The organism is Capnocytophaga sp. oral taxon 864, from assembly GCF_002998835.1.
Taxonomy (GTDB): Bacteria; Bacteroidota; Bacteroidia; order Flavobacteriales; family Flavobacteriaceae; genus Capnocytophaga; species Capnocytophaga ochracea.
Genome location: NZ_CP027232.1, coordinates 2,470,101 through 2,486,098, shown reverse-complemented (window position 1 = coordinate 2,486,098; position 15,998 = coordinate 2,470,101). Strand labels below are relative to the sequence as shown.

The window sequence follows — 15,998 nt, the reverse complement described above, 5'->3', positions numbered from 1 at the left end:
ACACTCTTTCCTTTTAAAAGAGAATAGTTTCTGTTTATAAATAAATGTAAAAATAAAGAAGTAAAGAGTGTTAAAAGTTTAATAACTTAGGAAGTTAACCGTTAGTGATTAGCGATTAGATAGGAGAATATCATAAGAATCGGTTCTTTCTGCTCCTCTTGACTTTCCTGGTGATTGACAACTAAAAACTTTTTCTTATATTTGCGCGATTTTCTGAAAGTTTTTTTAGTAGTCTTTATGAACACCACACTTGTTACCCGTTACTTGTCACCTCTTATCTCTTATATCCGCCACCACCCTATCAAAACAGCGATAGCAGTGCTATGCCTTGTGTGGTATGCTTTCTGTCTGCCTCGTCAGCTCTTCCCACAACCTTATGCTACGGTGTTGGAAAGCAGCGAGGGTAAATTACTTGGGGCTAAGATTGCGGACGACGGACAATGGCGTTTCCCCGAAGTAGACAGTGTGCCCTACCGCTTTAAAATGTCGGTATTGCAGTTCGAAGATGCTCATTTTTATTACCATTGGGGGGTAAATCCCATATCGGTAGCCAAGGCTCTCTATCGCAATGTGAGCAGTGGTAAAGTACAGCGCGGGGGCAGTACGCTCACCCAGCAGGTGATACGCATCGCTCGTGAGCACCAACAGCGCACTTATTTCGAAAAACTCATCGAAATGATATGGGCTACCCGATTGGAGTTCCGCTATTCTAAGGAGAGTATTCTCAAACTCTACGCCTCTCACGCGCCCTTTGGTGGCAACGTTGTGGGACTCGATATGGCAGCCTGGCGTTACTTTGGTGTCGCTCCTCATCAGCTTTCGTGGGCACAATCGGCTACGCTGGCAGTTCTCCCTAATGCACCCAGCCTTATCTTTCCTGGTAAGAACCAAGAACGTCTCTTGCAGAAACGCAATGCGTTGCTTTACAAACTCCTCCTTAAAAATATCATCGATAAAGAAACATACGATTTGGCACTTCTCGAACCTCTTCCTGCTGAACCTCACCCTATTCCACAACTCGCGCCTCACCTACTTATTTTTGCTTCTAAAACCCAAGAAGGTGAGCGCATTAGCTCTACGGTGTCGCTAAACTTGCAAGAGAAAGTAAACAGCCTTGTAGCAGGGTATTACACCCACTACTCGCAATCCGAAATCTATAATATGGCAGTTTTGGTGGTAGAAGTGAAAACACGAAAAGTGCTCGCTTACGTAGGCAATACCCCTACCGATACCGACCATCAAAAAGATGTGGATATCGTGCACGCACCTCGCAGTACGGGCAGTGTGCTCAAACCTTTTCTCTATGCAGCGATGTTGCACGAGGGAGAACTCTTGCCCACCCAGTTAGTACCCGATGTTCCTACTCAAATAGGAGGCTATTCACCTCAGAATTTTAGCAATAGTTTTGAAGGTGCTGTCTCTGCCGATATGGCTTTAGCCAAATCGCTAAACATTCCGTTTGTATGGCTCTTAAAGCAGTTTACTACCTATCGTTTCTACGATGTCTTACAACACTTGCAACTGAAAAACATCAACCGCCACCCCGACCATTATGGTCTTTCCATTATCCTCGGAGGTGCCGAGAGCAATCTGTGGGATTTGGCACAGGCGTATACCAATCTGGCTTCGGAAACGGAAGTCTTTGCGCGCACTCAGCACTATCGTACTAAGGAATTTCAGCACTTGCGTTATACCGATACTGCCCCCTTAGATTTCGGAAAAAACACTCGCGAACTACCTACACTCAGGGCGGGAGCGCTCTACAAGATGTTTAGTGCAATGAAGGAAGTGAACCGCCCTACCGATGATATAGCGTGGCGCTACTACGAGTCGTCGCGCAAGATAGCGTGGAAAACGGGTACCAGCTTTGGCAATAAAGATGCCTGGGCGATTGGTGCTACGCCTCAATATGTGGTGGCTGTGTGGGTAGGCAATGCCACAGGCGAAGGACGTCCCACCCTCACAGGGGCTACCTATGCCGCTCCGGTAATGTTCAGTATCTTCAACGCCCTCCCTCCTACTTCGTGGTTTTCAGAACCCTTAGACGACCTGCGCGAGGTATCCGTCTGTGCCAATTCTGGTTTCCTTGCCAAACCCGAATGCCCTAAGCAAACAGTACTCAGCACTCTCGCTCCTAAGGAAGTGGGGCAATGTCCTTATCATAAGCTCGTACACCTCGACCGTGACGAGCAGTACCAAGTAAACACCTCGTGTGAGTCTCCACAAAACATTGTAAACAAAGCGTGGTTCGTGTTACCTCCCGTAATGGAATGGTATTACAAACAGCAACACATTCACTACAAGCCACTTCCCCCCTACGTCCCGATTGCACACAAGGCAATCTGCAAAGGGGCTTGGATTTCGTTTACCCCAAACACCAAAGCGTACTCTACACCACTAAAACTTTTGGAGGCGAGCAACAACCCTTTACAGCGAAGGCTGCCAATCGCGAAGGCAAGGTTTTTTGGTATTTAGACGATGCTTTTCTCGGCACCACCGAAACCTTTCACGAAATGAATATCTTTGCCCCAAAAGGTAATCACACCCTACGTATCATCAACGAAAAAGGCGAAGAAAGAGCCATTACCATTATATGCCGATAACCCAATTTATTTATTTGCTAATTTGTTAATTTATCAATTTACCAATTTATATCCGTCTTTCCCTAATTGCCTGTTGTCCTACGACCTTTGGCAAAGTTAAATACATTTAACCTTCCCGTCACTAATTTCCCCTTCGAAGATAACCAGCAACAACTGGGTATGTGCACTGCGAGAGCGAAGTATATGTAAAGAGAATGTTTATACAACAATAATGACCGTCGCTTCTCCCCTATTGCCTATGGCCTAAGGCCTATCACCTATTCCTTTTTCTTTCGCCTCGAAACCCGGTTTTTAATATTTTTAGCCTTGTTGTATTATATTATGAGTCAACTACTTATATACCCTTCCTATACCAATCGTCCAAGATTCGTATAAGCTTCCTATAAGCTCTCTATAAGCTACCCCCACCCTTCTTACACCCTTTTTTCATCAAAAATCCTACCTCCCCTCTTCCGAACTTCTCCGTTTCTTTCCGAAGATTCTGTCCCTCACTCGCTAATTTGCTAATTCTCTTATTTTTTAATTTGCTAATTTGCTAATTTTCTCCTACTTTTGTCGCTCCTAATAGTTAATTTAACATCAGTATTAAAGTAATAAGCCTTGTCAATGTACGATTCTTTAAAAAAACATTTTCAGCAAGCCCTTCCTTTTACCGACGAAGAACTCAGCGCGGTAGACAGTTTTTTTGAAGAGCGCATCTTTGCTAAAAAAGCAATGCTCTTAGAAGCTCCTCAGCCTTGTAAATATCTCTTTTTTATCGTCAAAGGCTGTGTGCGTCACTTTCATACCAAAGAGGACGGCACCGAAAAGACCTGTGATATTTCGCTTGAAAATCAATGGACGACCTCCTTTATGAGTTTTAATAACGGTACCCCCTCCAATCTGTCGTTGCAAGCCTTAGACGAGACCACTGTTTATAGTATCAGTAAAGAACAGCTCTTTGCCCTTTACGCCCTGCATCACAACTTTGAGACTTTCGGCAGGTTGATGGCGGAACAAATCTTACAGCGCGCCACCGATACCGCTATGTACCTTGCTGCCGATAAACCCGAAGAGCGCTTTCAACATCTGTTGCACTCACGCCCCGAACTCTTTCAGCGAGTACCGCAGAAGTACATTGCCAATCTACTGGGTATCAGTCCCGAAAGTTTAAGCCGATTGCAAAAACGTATGCACACTAAAAAATTTTAACTTAAGTCAACGAGTGAGAAGCTCATTGCGCCGTACCTTTGCCCCAAATTTAAAAAAGAACGCGTAATGAAAACACTCAACGATTATCAAATCGCCTTAGACGATGTAATGGAATTCATCGACAACGACCTTTTACAAGCCAAACTTCCTGAAGTAGAAGCTGATTACAAGGCAAACCCTTCCTTGCTGAACAAAGTGCGCTTAGGGATTATTTATCACGAAGTAGCCTTAAATTTAGGCTTTTTTAGCAAGCAGTACAAAGGCTATGCACAAAAGAGTCTCACGATTTTATCAGAATGCGAAGCCAACCCCGAAACACCTGAGGCGTTACAGCCTTTTATCCTTTCTTACGAGGCTTCGGCAATGGCTTTGGTAGCCGGCGAAACTTTTAAGCTCTCTCTTATCGGCAAGAGTTTTAAACTCTTTGAAACGGCTATTAAAAAGTACGGAGCGGTACACTATCTTCCTGAATTTATGCGCGGTAGCGTAGCCGAGAACCTACCTTGGTTTTATTTCAGCAAGCGTGCTTTAGCCAAAATCGACTTTGAAAATATCATCCGCAAGGAGGCTCAAAATCCCGAGTACGCTTCGTGGAAGATAATGAGTTTTGTGTATTGGGCGTGGGCAAAGCAACACCCTCAGCGCAAATACCGCCCGCAAGCCCTTGCCTATCTACAAAAAGCCATAGAGCTTGACCCTCATTATTTAGCGGGACGCAAACGCTCGGAAGAACTACTTTCTCAATTCACAATTGATAATTGAGAATGAACAATCACACACTTTGCCAAAGTTAATTGCCCGTCGTGCTACGACTGCCTGTGCGACTCGCACCTTTGGCAAAGTTAATCTCTTCTAGTTCAAGCTTGTAACTAGCACCCCATTTACTAATTTTCTAATTCTCTCATTTTCTAATTTGCTAATTCTCTAATTTTTTGTACCTTTGCACTACTCAATCTTCAAATTGAACTAATGATTACACAATTACAAGGAAAACTCGTAGAAAAGAACCCTACTCACGTAGTAATCGACTGCCACGGGGTGGGCTATTTCGTAAATATCAGCTTGAATACTTATTCAGCGCTACCCGAAGGCGAAGCTATTAAACTATACACCTATTTGCAAATAAAAGAAGATGCCCATACACTCTATGGCTTCCTCACCAAAGCCGAACGCGAAGTGTTTGTATTGCTTCTTTCAGTATCGGGAGTAGGTGCTAGTACTGCTCGTACGATGCTCTCAGCACTTACGGCTACACAAGTGCGCAGTGCTATCATCAATGGCGAGGTAGCTACCATTCAAGCAGTAAAAGGTATAGGTGCTAAAACAGCCCAACGGGTAATATTAGATTTAAAAGATAAAATGCTCAAGCTCCAAGACTTTGAAGAGGTGCCTATGAACGCTGTAAGCACCCACAAAGAAGAAGCTCTTGCTGCCTTAGAAGTATTGGGCTTTATGCGCAAACAAGCCGAAAAAGTAGTCAATATCATTATCAAATCAAGCAGCGAAGAGCTTTCAGTAGAAGAAATCATCAAGCAAGCCCTCAAGCGCTTGTAAAAAATTTCATCATTCGTAATTTGTCATTCGTAATTATTTTCGTATCTTTGCCCGCTAATTGATTGGTAAAATGAAATATATCTTATATATACTCTTGGCTTTCACTGCTATAAGTTGTGGTATCTACAACTTTACAGGAGGAAGTACAGGCGATGCAAAGACTTTTCAAGTAAACTTCTTTCGCAACGATGCTCCCTTGGTAGAACCTGGACTCGACCGCGATTTTACCATCGCCTTACAAGATTTGATTAACAACCAAACCAACCTCAGCCTTACCGACCGCAATGGCGACCTTGTGTACGAAGGCGAAATCGTAGAGTTTAACATTACCCCTATGACGGCTACCGCAGGACAAACCGCTGCCCAAAACCGTGTAACCATAGGCGTAAATGTGCGCTTTACTAATCATAAAGAAGATAAAAAAGACTTTGAAAAACGCTTTTCTTTTTACTATGATTATCCTGCAGCTGCACAATTCAACTCAGTAAAAGGCGAAGCTATCCCACAGATATTCGAGCGTATCACCCAAGATATTTTCAACGCCTCATTAGCAGATTGGTAACAATTAGGTAAAGATAAAAGGTAAGATTGACAGTAAAACAATTCATAGAGATTATTAGGCATCCCTACACTATTAACGATGATCAAGTATATGAACTCGACGAGATAGTGAAGGAATATCCTTATTTCCAAGCAGCAAGGGTGTTACAACTCAAAATATTGCATTCCGAAGAAAACTACAAGTACAACAAAGCCTTAAAACTCGCTGCGGTACACGTAACCGACCGCTCAGTATTGTTCGACTTTATCAATTCTAAAAGTATTATCCCTGATTTCTCAGCCCTACGTCGTGATTTTGAACGTATTCGCAAAGCCAGAGAACGCAAGGAAGCCGAAGAAACTGAGAATACACCTCCTAAGGTAAGTTACATCGACCACGAACCGCGCTTGTATCGCCCTAATGTACCCGAATCTATTTTCGAAGAACCTATTTTCCCCGAAGATTTGGTAAATCACCAAGAGTTAGCCGATGCTTTTGAACCAAAAACAGAGGAAAGACCTAAAACTGATACTGACAATATCTCTCAATGGTTAGAAAACATCTCCGATGACCATACCGAAGTATCTTATAAAGACGACAAGGTAGCCGAGAAGTTCAAACTCATTGATAAGTTTTTGGAAAACAATCCTAAGATTGAAGCCTCCAAAGACTATGTATCCAACGTAAATTTAGCCGATGATGTAAACTCAGACCCTAAACAATTAATGACCGAAACATTGGCACAAGTATATGTAAATCAGCGCAAATTTAAGCAAGCTATACAAGCGTATGAAATATTAATTTTGAAAAATCCAGAAAAAAGTGCTTACTTTGCAGCCCAAATAGAAAATATCAAAAAACTACAACAAAATAATTTATTTTAATTTATAGAGAAATGACTACATTCAACATCTTTTTAGTGCTTATCGTGGTAGTATGTTTGCTACTCGCTTTAGTAATTATGGTACAAAACCCTAAAGGAGGTGGACTCTCTTCTACTTTCGGTGGCAATACACAAGTAGTAGGTGGTGTGAAAAAAACAGGTGATTTCCTCGAACGCAGTACTTGGACGTTTGCTACTGCTTTAGGAGTGCTTATCCTTATCGCTAACACCTTACTACAAGGCAATACCGGTGTAAATGCCGATTCTAAACTGCTCGATGGCAATACCCCTACTGCCCCTGTAGAAAACCCTCTTAACCAACAAGCACCTGCCAACAATGCTACTCAAATGCCTGCTACTCCTGCCACATCTTCTAATACAGGTAACTAAACTGACAAAAAGTCAGTTTTTACAGATTGGCATACTTTCTGAAATATCCTCTTCGATTTTTTATAAAAGGAATTAAAATACTTGAATGAAAAGGTTAGATAACATCCCCACATCCCCCTTTCGAAGGGGGCGCGGGCGATGTAATTCCCTAACACCTAATTCCTATTTTCTAAACAAAAAAAATAACTAAAAACTAAACAAATAATGGCAAAATTGAATATTAAACCTTTAGCTGATAGAGTAGTGATTGAGCCCGCAGTGGCCGAAACTACTACCGCATCAGGTATTATCATCCCTGATACTGCAAAAGAAAAACCTCAAAAAGGTACGGTTGTAGCCGTTGGAGCAGGTACTAAAGATAACCCTGTAACCCTAAAAGTAGGCGATACAGTACTCTATGGCAAATATGCCGGTACTGAACTAAAATTAGAAGGTAGAGACTACCTTATTATGCGTGAAAACGACGTATTAGCAGTTATCTAAACATAAAAACTAAAAACTAAAGAAATGGCAAAAGATATTAAATTTGATATAGACGCTCGCGAAGGTTTAAAACGTGGCGTTGATGCATTAGCAAATGCAGTAAAAGTAACATTAGGTCCTCGTGGTCGTAATGTGATTATTAGCAAATCATTTGGTTCACCACAAGTAACCAAAGACGGGGTTACCGTTGCTAAAGAAATAGAACTAGAAGACGCTCTCGAAAATATGGGCGCTCAAATGGTAAAAGAAGTAGCTTCTAAAACCAATGACCTCGCAGGCGACGGTACTACTACCGCTACTGTATTAGCACAAGCTATCGTAAAAGAAGGTCTTAAAAACGTAGCTTCTGGTGCTAACCCAATGGATTTAAAACGCGGTATTGATAAAGCCGTAGCAAAAATCGTAGAACACTTGGCTAAACAAGCTAAAGAAGTAGGCTCTTCTTCTGAAAAAATAAAACAAGTAGCCTCTATCTCTGCTAACAACGACGATACTATTGGCGAACTTATCGCTCAAGCATTCGAGAAAGTAGGTAAAGAAGGGGTTATCACCGTAGAAGAAGCAAAAGGTACAGATACTTACGTAGACGTAGTAGAAGGAATGCAGTTCGACCGCGGTTACCTCTCTCCTTACTTCGTAACCGATTCTGAAAAGATGGTTGCAGAACTCGACCACCCTTATATCTTGTTGTACGACAAGAAAATCTCTACTATGAAGGACTTGCTTCCTGTATTAGAGCCTGTAGCTCAATCTGGTAAACCTCTTTTGATTATCGCTGAAGATATCGATGGTGAAGCATTAGCTACCTTAGTAGTAAACAAATTGCGCGGTACCCTTCGCATCGCTGCTGTAAAAGCTCCTGGTTTTGGTGACCGTCGTAAAGCAATGCTCGAAGACATCGCTATCCTAACTGGTGGTACTGTAATTGCCGAAGAAAGAGGCTTTACCCTTGAAAACGCTACTATCGATATGCTTGGTACTGCCGAAAGAGTAAGTATCGACAAAGATAACACCACTATTGTAAATGGTGCTGGAAAATCTGATGATATCAAAGCGCGTGTAGCACAAATCAAAGCACAAATCGAAAACACCTCTTCTGATTATGACCGTGAAAAACTACAAGAGCGTTTAGCTAAACTCTCTGGTGGGGTAGCCGTGCTTTACATAGGTGCAGCTTCGGAAGTGGAAATGAAAGAGAAAAAAGACCGTGTAGATGATGCTCTTCACGCTACTCGTGCAGCTGTTGAAGAAGGTATCGTAGCAGGAGGTGGTATAGCGCTTATTCGTGCTAAAAATGTTTTAGGAAAACTAAAACCTCTCAATGCCGACGAAGAAACAGGTATTAAAATTATCCTCAAAGCATTGGAAGCTCCTTTGCGCACTATCGTAGAAAACGCAGGGGTTGAAGGTTCTGTAATCGTAGCTCGTGTACTCGAGGCTTCAAGAGATGCTTACGGATACAATGCTAAAACAGGTACTTATACCGATATGTTTAAAGCAGGTATCATCGACCCTAAAAAGGTAACTCGTGTAGCCCTTGAAAACGCTGCCTCAGTAGCTGGTATGATTCTCACTACCGAATGTGCTTTGGTAGACATCAAAGACGATAAAGCAGCTGCAATGCCTCCAATGGGTGGTGGTATGCCAGGAATGATGTAATTGTAAATTCATAGCATTATTATCATATTTTATTAACACGAAAATCAGGGAGAGTTTACAATGAAACTCTCCCTGATTTTTACACCCAAAAACTATATTATCTCTTTGAAATGTGAAAGAAATGCAAACAGTTTGTAAATGAAACGTTAAAAAACAGGGCTAAAATGCAAAAAGCATATATTTTATTACTAAAAATGATTGTACAAATAAAAAAAGTCGTATATTTGCCCCGAATTTTAAAAACACAAGTAATAAACATTTTTTTATATGAAAAAAACCTTATTAAGTATTGCAACTGTCGTTGCAGTGATAACAAGTGCTAACGCACAAGATATGCTAAGTAAGAGCAAATTTTTTGACAACTGGCAAGTAGGTGTTAAAGGTGGTGGATTCTCTTACACACACCAAGAAGCTTTTATTAAAAACACCCGTGCCACTTTTGGAGCTGAGATTGGTAAACAAATCTCTCCTGCTTTCCGTTTAGGCGTTGAAGGTATGGCGTATGTACGTCCAGTAGACCTTGACAATGATGTAGATGCAGGTAACTTTATAGACAAAACTAATGTAAGTTTGGTAGGTACTGTAAACTTGAGTAACCTTATCGCTGGTTACAAAGGAACTCCTCGTTTCTTCGAAGTAGAAGGTTTTGCAGGAATTGGTTGGTTCCACAGATATGTACAAGATATCGCTCCTAATTACAGAGAAAACTACAGAAGCAATAGTATGTCTGCTCAGTTTGGTTCTAACTTATTATTCAATTTAGGCGAAAGCAAAGCGTGGGGAGTTAAATTAAGTCCTGCTATTGTGTATGGCGTAGACGTTCCTACTGAAAAAAGTTCTGTAAACAGCTTAAACAGTTTGAACTCTTTCATTCAAGCTACTGTTGGTGTGGTTTACCGTTTCAAAGGAAGTAATGGTGCTCACCACTTCACTACAGCTACTCAAAATCCTGACAATAGCGCAGAATTGGGTAGACTTCGTGATGAGTTGAACAGCAAAAACAAAGAATTGTCTGACTGCCAAAGACAAGTTAATAAATTGCAAGATGACTTAGAAGCAGCTCGCAACAAGAAACCAGAAGTAGTAGAAAAAGTAGTTACTAAAAACAAGAAAACTTTGGAATCAGTAGTTACTTTCCGTGTAGCTAAAAGTACTATCGATGCATCTCAATTGCCTAACGTAGAGCGTATCGCTTCTTACCTTAACAAATATAGGAATGCTAAAGTTAGTATCAAAGGTTATGCTTCACCAGAAGGAAACTTAGAAAAGAACAAACAATTAGCTACCGCTCGTGCTGAAGCTGTTAAAAACCTTTTAGTTAAACGTTACAAAATCTCAGCTGATAGAATCCAAGCTGAAGGTAATGGTATCGGTGATATGTTCAGTGAACCAGATTGGAACCGTGTAAGTATCGCTAATATCGTAGAGTAATCAAATACCCTACAAAATAAGAACTTACAAATAAAAATTAAGGAAAAGGCTATCCTAATTAGGATAGCCTTTTTTATTTTCTATTACGTGAGTTTGACTCGAATTAAAAGAGGCAAGGTCAATGCTGAAAAAATGTTAATCTCTTTTAAAACCCTGCAATTTTTTTAAAGTTTAGAAAGTAGAACACTTGATAGTATTTCGTGATGTCAAAAACATTAAAACATTATTTATCAGTAAAATATTAGAAAAACCTTTGTTATCTTTTAATTGAAGTTTAACCGAAGGTAGAGCGAAGCTAAGGCGAACCTAAGACGAATCTAAGACGAAGGGAAGGTGTTAGAATATTGGATATCAATAGGTAAAAAGCCCTTATAACTTTACTGAAGAAAAAGTGTTAAAATAGCGTTTTTGACAAATAAAAACAATATTACTACTTTCTGAGTTCAGAATAAGAAAAACATCAGATAATTAAAAAAATCCCACAGAATTACACAGATTCCACAAATCTGCGAGGTTTATAGGGTGAATTTAGTAACTAAGGAAGTAAGATTTGTACGGATTGCGACACAAAAGAGATATCAAATTTACTAAAGTTTCTAACTTTGGCAAAGTATTGAACGCAAAAACGACGCAAAAATAATATACTAGTAATAGAAAATAAAAAGGCTGTCTGCTAAAAAGCAGACAGCCTTTTTTGTCGTAGTACAACAGGCATTTAATATTCGCCCGTAGGCTCTACAAATATCTCTTCTTTTTCTTTATGACCACTAATACTCTCTTGTATCGCTTGGAAGAATACAAAGAATACCGGAATCACAACAAGTCCGAAAAAGGTACCAATAAGCTGACCGATAGCGGCTCCCGTAGCTACTGAGCGGTTACCCTCAGCACCTACTCCTGAGGCGAATACCAATGGCATCAAACCAACGATAAAGGCAAAGGAGGTCATCAAGATAGGGCGCAAACGCGCCATTGCAGCATTGATAGCTGCCTTAGATAGGCTTTCACCCATACGACGGCGTTGCACAGCAAATTCTACAATCAAAATCGCGTTTTTAGCTAAGAGTCCCATCAGCATAATAAGGGAAATTTGGAAATAGATATTATTTTCTAATCCAAAAAGCCATTGTCCTAAATACGCTCCAAAGATACCAAAAGGCAAAGAGAAGAGCACTGATAGTGGCAATAGGTAACTCTCATACTGTGCCGAGAGAATAAAATAGGTAAACACCAAACTGAGCAAGAAGATGAGAATAGTTTGTGAACCGGCATTCTGCTCTTCACGCGTTAAGCCCGTATAGTCGATTCCATAATTATTATTGAGGGTTTGGGCAGCCACCTCTTTTACCGCTTTCAGAGCATCACCTGTACTATAGGCAGGGTTGTTCTGAGCCGAAATAGACACCGAAGTAAAGAGGTTATAACGGCTGAGCGATTGCGGACCGAAAGTACGTGTAAGAGTTACAAACTCGGTAATAGGTGCCATTGTTCCACTACCTGTTTTCACGAATAAGCTATTAAGGCTATTGAGGTCTTTACGCGCTTCGGGCAACGATTGTACCATTACACGGTATTGCTTTCCGTAAAGGGTAAAGTCAGTTGCATAGAAGCCCCCTATATAATTCTGTAAGGTCGATAGAATAGTACTCACTGTAATACCCGACTGCATAGCGCGTTCTACATTAATATCCATTTGGTATTGTGGATAGTTCACATTGAAAGACGTTTGGGCAAACTGTATCTCGGGACGTTGCATCAGGGCACCCAAGAACTCTTGTGCATTCTTGTTCACCTCACTGATATCACTTCCGGATTTATCCAAAAGTACAAACGACACCCCACCTCCTACACCAAAACCAGGCACGGAAGGCGGTTGGAAGAAAATCACATTGGCATCTTTGATATTGGCTACTGCACGAAAGGCATTGTTGATAATCGACTGAATGTCTTGACCAGGAAGTTTAGAACGCTGCTCAAAAGGTTTCAGCTTGAAAAAACCCATACCATTATTACTACCTTCGCCTGAAATCATACCGCGACCAGTAACAAAGGTAACATTTTCGACACCTGGGATATTGGAAAGACTTTCGTTTACCTCACGCATAATATTAGCTACACGTTCCATAGAGGCACCAGGAATCATCGATACATCCATCATCACAAACCCTTGGTCTTCACTGGGCACAAACCCCGATTTCATACTTTTATTAGCAAAATAGATACCACCTCCTGCCATAAGTAAGAGCACTAAGGTTACCCATTTATGACGAAGGAAGAAGGTAAAGGTTTGCCCATATTTATGCGTAGCGGCATTGAAAGCTATATTAAACTTGTGGAAGAACTTGCCGAACCACGACTTTTCTTCATATTCTTTATTGCCGTGAGGTTTGAGGAAGAGCGAACAAAGCACCGGACTGAGAGTAAGTGCATTGATAGCTGAAATCACGATGGCTACAATCAGAGTTACCCCAAACTGTTTGTAGAAGACGCCCGTAGTACCACCCATAAAGGTTACCGGTACGAACACTGCTGCCATCACAAGGGTGATAGAGATAATCGCCCCTGTAATCTCGTTCATAGCTGAAATTGTAGCAGGTTTAGCTTTCTCGTGAGTTTGTTCCATCTTGGCGTGCACAGCCTCGACGACCACAATGGCATCGTCCACCACTATACCGATAGCTAACACCAAGGCGAAGAGGGTAAGCATATTGACAGAATAGCCAAAGAGATTCAAGAAGAAGAAAGTACCCACGATAGACACTGGCACCGCAATAGCAGGAATGAGTGTAGAACGGAAGTCTTGCAAGAAGATATACACCACCAAGAACACCAATAAGAAAGCCTCCAAGAGGGTAGACACCACCTTAGAAATGGCAGCATCTAAGAAAGTGTTGGCGTTGTAGTTGATAGTATAAGTAATCCCTTCGGGCAAAGAAGGTTTCAACTCGTCTAAGAGCTTTTCGATATTTTGGATAATCTCGTGAGCATTAGAGCCTGGCGTTTGTGAGATACCCATTGCCACAGCAGGACGACCTTTGCTTTCTGAAAACCCTGTATATCCGAGCGCGTCGAGTTCTACCTTAGCTACATCTTTAAGACGGAGAATACGACCCCCATCTAACGCTTTGAGTACTATATTTTCATATTCCGATACTTGGGTGTATTTTCCCTTGTACTTAATCACATATTCATAGCTACTACCGCTGTTTTGCCCCAAAGTACCCGCAGCCGCTTCTCTACTCTGAGCGGAAATTGCAGCAGTTACCTCAGTAGGATTGAGCCCATAGGCTTGGAGTTTTTGCGGATTCAACCAAATGCGCATAGAATAGGTTTTACCTCCAAAAGCACTGGCATCCCCTACCCCACTGATACGTTTGATTGCAGGAATCACATTGATGCTCAAGTAGTTTTGCAAGAACACATCGTCTAACTCTTTATTCTCTGAAAAGAAGCTGAGGAACATCAGGTTACCAGAACTCTGTTTGCGTACCGTTACCCCCGATTGGGTTACCTCCGATGGCAAAATAGAGTTGGCACGCGATACCGCATTTTGTACGTTTACCGCCGCGATATCACCATTGGTACCCTGTTTGAAATACACAGTAATATTTGCTGAACCACTATTAGAAGCCGATGAGGTAATATAATCCATATTTTCCACCCCATTGATTTGTTCTTCCAGCGGAATCACCACCGCTTTAAGCACTGTTTCGGCGTTGGCTCCTGCATAGTTAGCCGATACCTGTACCGTTACAGGGGCGATATCAGGATATTGAGAGATAGGCAAAGAGATAATCCCCAATACCCCTAAAATTACTATTAAGATAGAGACTACCGTTGATAGTACGGGTCTGTTAATAAAGTTTTTTATCATAAGTTAGATGTTATACTTGAATTAAAATTCTTGTTTAGTAGGACGCAAAGTAATCTCATTGATAGCTACGTCCTCTGGTTGTTCAATAGCATATGCAATAGCACGGGCAACTGAATCGGCAGGAATCTCATATTCCTTATAAAAAGCCTGAATACCTGCGCTAGCTTCGGGGTCGGAGCTACCATATTTAAGTTCACTCTCCACTGCGCCTGGGTAAAGAGTAGTCACGCGAATGTTATCTTTAGCGGTTTCCATACGTAAACCTTCACTAATAGCTTTTACAGCAAACTTAGTACCACTGTACACCGTGCCACGACCTGCCGCCACCTTCAAACCCGCTACTGAGGATAAGTTGATGATATGTCCACTATGTTGCTTCTGCATCGTTGGGAGTACTGCAGCAATACCGTAGAGTACCCCTTTGATATTGATATCAATCATTTTGTCCCATTCGTCTACTTTAAGCTTTTCGAGAGGAGCCTGTGCCATCAGTCCAGCATTGTTTACCAGCACATCTATACGACCGTAAGCTTTGAGCGTTTCTTGGGCAACACGTTCCAAGTCCTCACGTTTGGTAACATCACATACAATGGCAAGCGCCTTACCGCCTTGAGAGCCGATACGTTTCACTAGCGATTCCAAGCGATCTTTACGGCGCGCAACCGCTACGACTATAGCACCATACTGCGCCAAATAAAGAGCAGTAGCTTCGCCGAGCCCGCTACTGGCTCCTGTAATAATCACGACTTTATCTTTGATGTTTTCTTTCATAATTACCAATTTATTAGATATTAAATACAGAAAAGGAAGTGCTTTTATTGTAAAAAACACTTCCTCTTTGAGGGTGTTACCTTATTCTATGCAAAGGTAAGACAAAAAAGTTATGTGAGAATGAGGTTCGATGTTAATCTTTTCTTAAAGTTTCAAAGGATAATACAGAGGTAAGTAGTGCTTATTTTTCTTCTTGTATTATGTCTTTGTACTCTGCCCAAAAGGCTTCAAACTGCAACATCGATTGATAGAGGAACTCCATCGCTGATTGCCAAGTAGCTTTGTTGTGAATAGTTACGTTTGGCAGTTCTACATACACACAGCTGATTTCTTTACCGTTGTTCAAGAGAAAGTGCTCTTCGAAAACAACGTCAGGGAGGTATTGTTCTTGCAGAATGGTTTTCAGCGACAACAATTTGTTATAGTACAAACTACGTGTTGCCTCGTCAGGGTCTTCCACAGCGAGGAGCACCCGTGCTTTACGAGTGTCGAATGAAAACTTAAAGCTGAAATCCTTTATCTTGGTATTGTAAAGCGTCCATTTCCGAGGAAAGGATTTGCCAAAGGAAATCCAGAAGTCTTCGCGTAGTTTTTTTGCTTCAGCTTTGCTGTACAAGG

General features: G+C 41.4%; 12 protein-coding genes and 1 pseudogene. 10 read left to right on the top strand and 3 right to left on the bottom strand.

Going from position 1 to position 15,998, the window contains the following annotated elements; translation table 11 throughout:
* Window positions 1-237: 237 nt before the first annotated feature.
* The 10 genes and pseudogenes from pbpC to C3V44_RS11075 all read left to right on the top strand — a co-directional run bounded on the left by pbpC (window position 238) and on the right by C3V44_RS11075 (window position 10,735).
* Window positions 238-2,603: pseudogene (gene pbpC / locus C3V44_RS11130) on the top strand (penicillin-binding protein 1C).
* A gap of 606 nt (window positions 2,604-3,209) precedes the next feature.
* A complete protein-coding gene (locus C3V44_RS11120; RefSeq protein WP_106096501.1) occupies window positions 3,210-3,794 on the top strand; it encodes a Crp/Fnr family transcriptional regulator in 585 nt (194 codons plus the stop codon).
* Between the two features lie 66 nt (window positions 3,795-3,860).
* On the top strand, window positions 3,861-4,556 hold the full coding sequence (locus C3V44_RS11115) for a hypothetical protein (protein WP_106096500.1): 696 nt from the start codon (window positions 3,861-3,863) through the stop codon (window positions 4,554-4,556).
* A gap of 207 nt (window positions 4,557-4,763) precedes the next feature.
* Entirely contained in the window at window positions 4,764-5,348 is a 585-nt protein-coding gene (ruvA, locus tag C3V44_RS11105) for a Holliday junction branch migration protein RuvA (protein ID WP_106096499.1), read from the top strand.
* 70 nt (window positions 5,349-5,418) lie between these two features.
* Window positions 5,419-5,910 carry an LptE family protein gene (locus C3V44_RS11100; protein ID WP_009421919.1) on the top strand — a complete coding sequence of 164 codons (492 nt, stop codon included), beginning with the start codon at window positions 5,419-5,421 and terminating at the stop codon, window positions 5,908-5,910.
* Window positions 5,911-5,936: 26 nt separating this feature from the next.
* On the top strand, window positions 5,937-6,773 hold the full coding sequence (locus C3V44_RS11095; protein ID WP_106096498.1) for a hypothetical protein: 837 nt from the start codon (window positions 5,937-5,939) through the stop codon (window positions 6,771-6,773).
* A gap of 11 nt (window positions 6,774-6,784) precedes the next feature.
* Window positions 6,785-7,162, top strand: coding sequence for a preprotein translocase subunit SecG (gene secG / locus C3V44_RS11090; RefSeq protein ID WP_002673422.1), 378 nt, complete (start codon window positions 6,785-6,787; stop codon window positions 7,160-7,162).
* A 204-nt stretch (window positions 7,163-7,366) separates the two neighbouring features.
* Window positions 7,367-7,645, top strand: a complete 279-nt coding sequence (groES, locus tag C3V44_RS11085; protein ID WP_009419018.1) for a co-chaperone GroES — start codon at window positions 7,367-7,369, stop codon at window positions 7,643-7,645.
* Between the two features lie 24 nt (window positions 7,646-7,669).
* Window positions 7,670-9,304 (top strand): chaperonin GroEL, encoded by a 1,635-nt coding sequence (gene groL, locus C3V44_RS11080; protein WP_009410083.1) that lies wholly within the window; start codon window positions 7,670-7,672, stop codon window positions 9,302-9,304.
* A gap of 267 nt (window positions 9,305-9,571) precedes the next feature.
* Window positions 9,572-10,735, top strand: a complete 1,164-nt coding sequence (locus C3V44_RS11075) for an OmpA family protein (protein WP_106096497.1) — start codon at window positions 9,572-9,574, stop codon at window positions 10,733-10,735.
* A 715-nt stretch (window positions 10,736-11,450) separates the two neighbouring features.
* Here C3V44_RS11075 and C3V44_RS11070 read toward each other — a convergent pair.
* The 3 genes from C3V44_RS11070 to C3V44_RS11060 form a co-directional block, all read right to left on the bottom strand.
* Window positions 11,451-14,609: an efflux RND transporter permease subunit gene (locus C3V44_RS11070; RefSeq protein WP_106096496.1), complete on the bottom strand. Its 3,159-nt coding sequence runs from the start codon at window positions 14,607-14,609 to the stop codon at window positions 11,451-11,453.
* Between the two features lie 21 nt (window positions 14,610-14,630).
* Complete coding sequence (locus tag C3V44_RS11065; protein WP_106096667.1) at window positions 14,631-15,380, bottom strand: SDR family oxidoreductase; 750 nt, start codon at window positions 15,378-15,380, stop codon at window positions 14,631-14,633.
* Window positions 15,381-15,561: 181 nt separating this feature from the next.
* Window positions 15,562-15,996: a DUF4268 domain-containing protein gene (locus tag C3V44_RS11060; protein ID WP_106096495.1), complete on the bottom strand. Its 435-nt coding sequence runs from the start codon at window positions 15,994-15,996 to the stop codon at window positions 15,562-15,564.
* Between the last annotated feature and the right edge of the window lie 2 nt (window positions 15,997-15,998).

Excerpts from the sequence above, each read along its gene's own strand:
- C3V44_RS11120 (WP_106096501.1), top strand. The coding sequence starts at position 3,210 with ATGTACGATTCTTTAAAAAAACATTTTCAGCAAGCCCTTCCTTTTACC.
- groES (WP_009419018.1), top strand. The coding sequence starts at position 7,367 with ATGGCAAAATTGAATATTAAACCTTTAGCTGATAGAGTAGTGATTGAG.
- C3V44_RS11075 (WP_106096497.1), top strand. The coding sequence starts at position 9,572 with ATGAAAAAAACCTTATTAAGTATTGCAACTGTCGTTGCAGTGATAACA.
- C3V44_RS11115 (WP_106096500.1), top strand. The coding sequence starts at position 3,861 with ATGAAAACACTCAACGATTATCAAATCGCCTTAGACGATGTAATGGAA.
- C3V44_RS11100 (WP_009421919.1), top strand. The coding sequence starts at position 5,419 with ATGAAATATATCTTATATATACTCTTGGCTTTCACTGCTATAAGTTGT.
- groL (WP_009410083.1), top strand. The coding sequence starts at position 7,670 with ATGGCAAAAGATATTAAATTTGATATAGACGCTCGCGAAGGTTTAAAA.
- ruvA (WP_106096499.1), top strand. The coding sequence starts at position 4,764 with ATGATTACACAATTACAAGGAAAACTCGTAGAAAAGAACCCTACTCAC.
- C3V44_RS11070 (WP_106096496.1), bottom strand. The coding sequence starts at position 14,609 with ATGATAAAAAACTTTATTAACAGACCCGTACTATCAACGGTAGTCTCT.
- C3V44_RS11065 (WP_106096667.1), bottom strand. The coding sequence starts at position 15,380 with ATGAAAGAAAACATCAAAGATAAAGTCGTGATTATTACAGGAGCCAGT.
- secG (WP_002673422.1), top strand. The coding sequence starts at position 6,785 with ATGACTACATTCAACATCTTTTTAGTGCTTATCGTGGTAGTATGTTTG.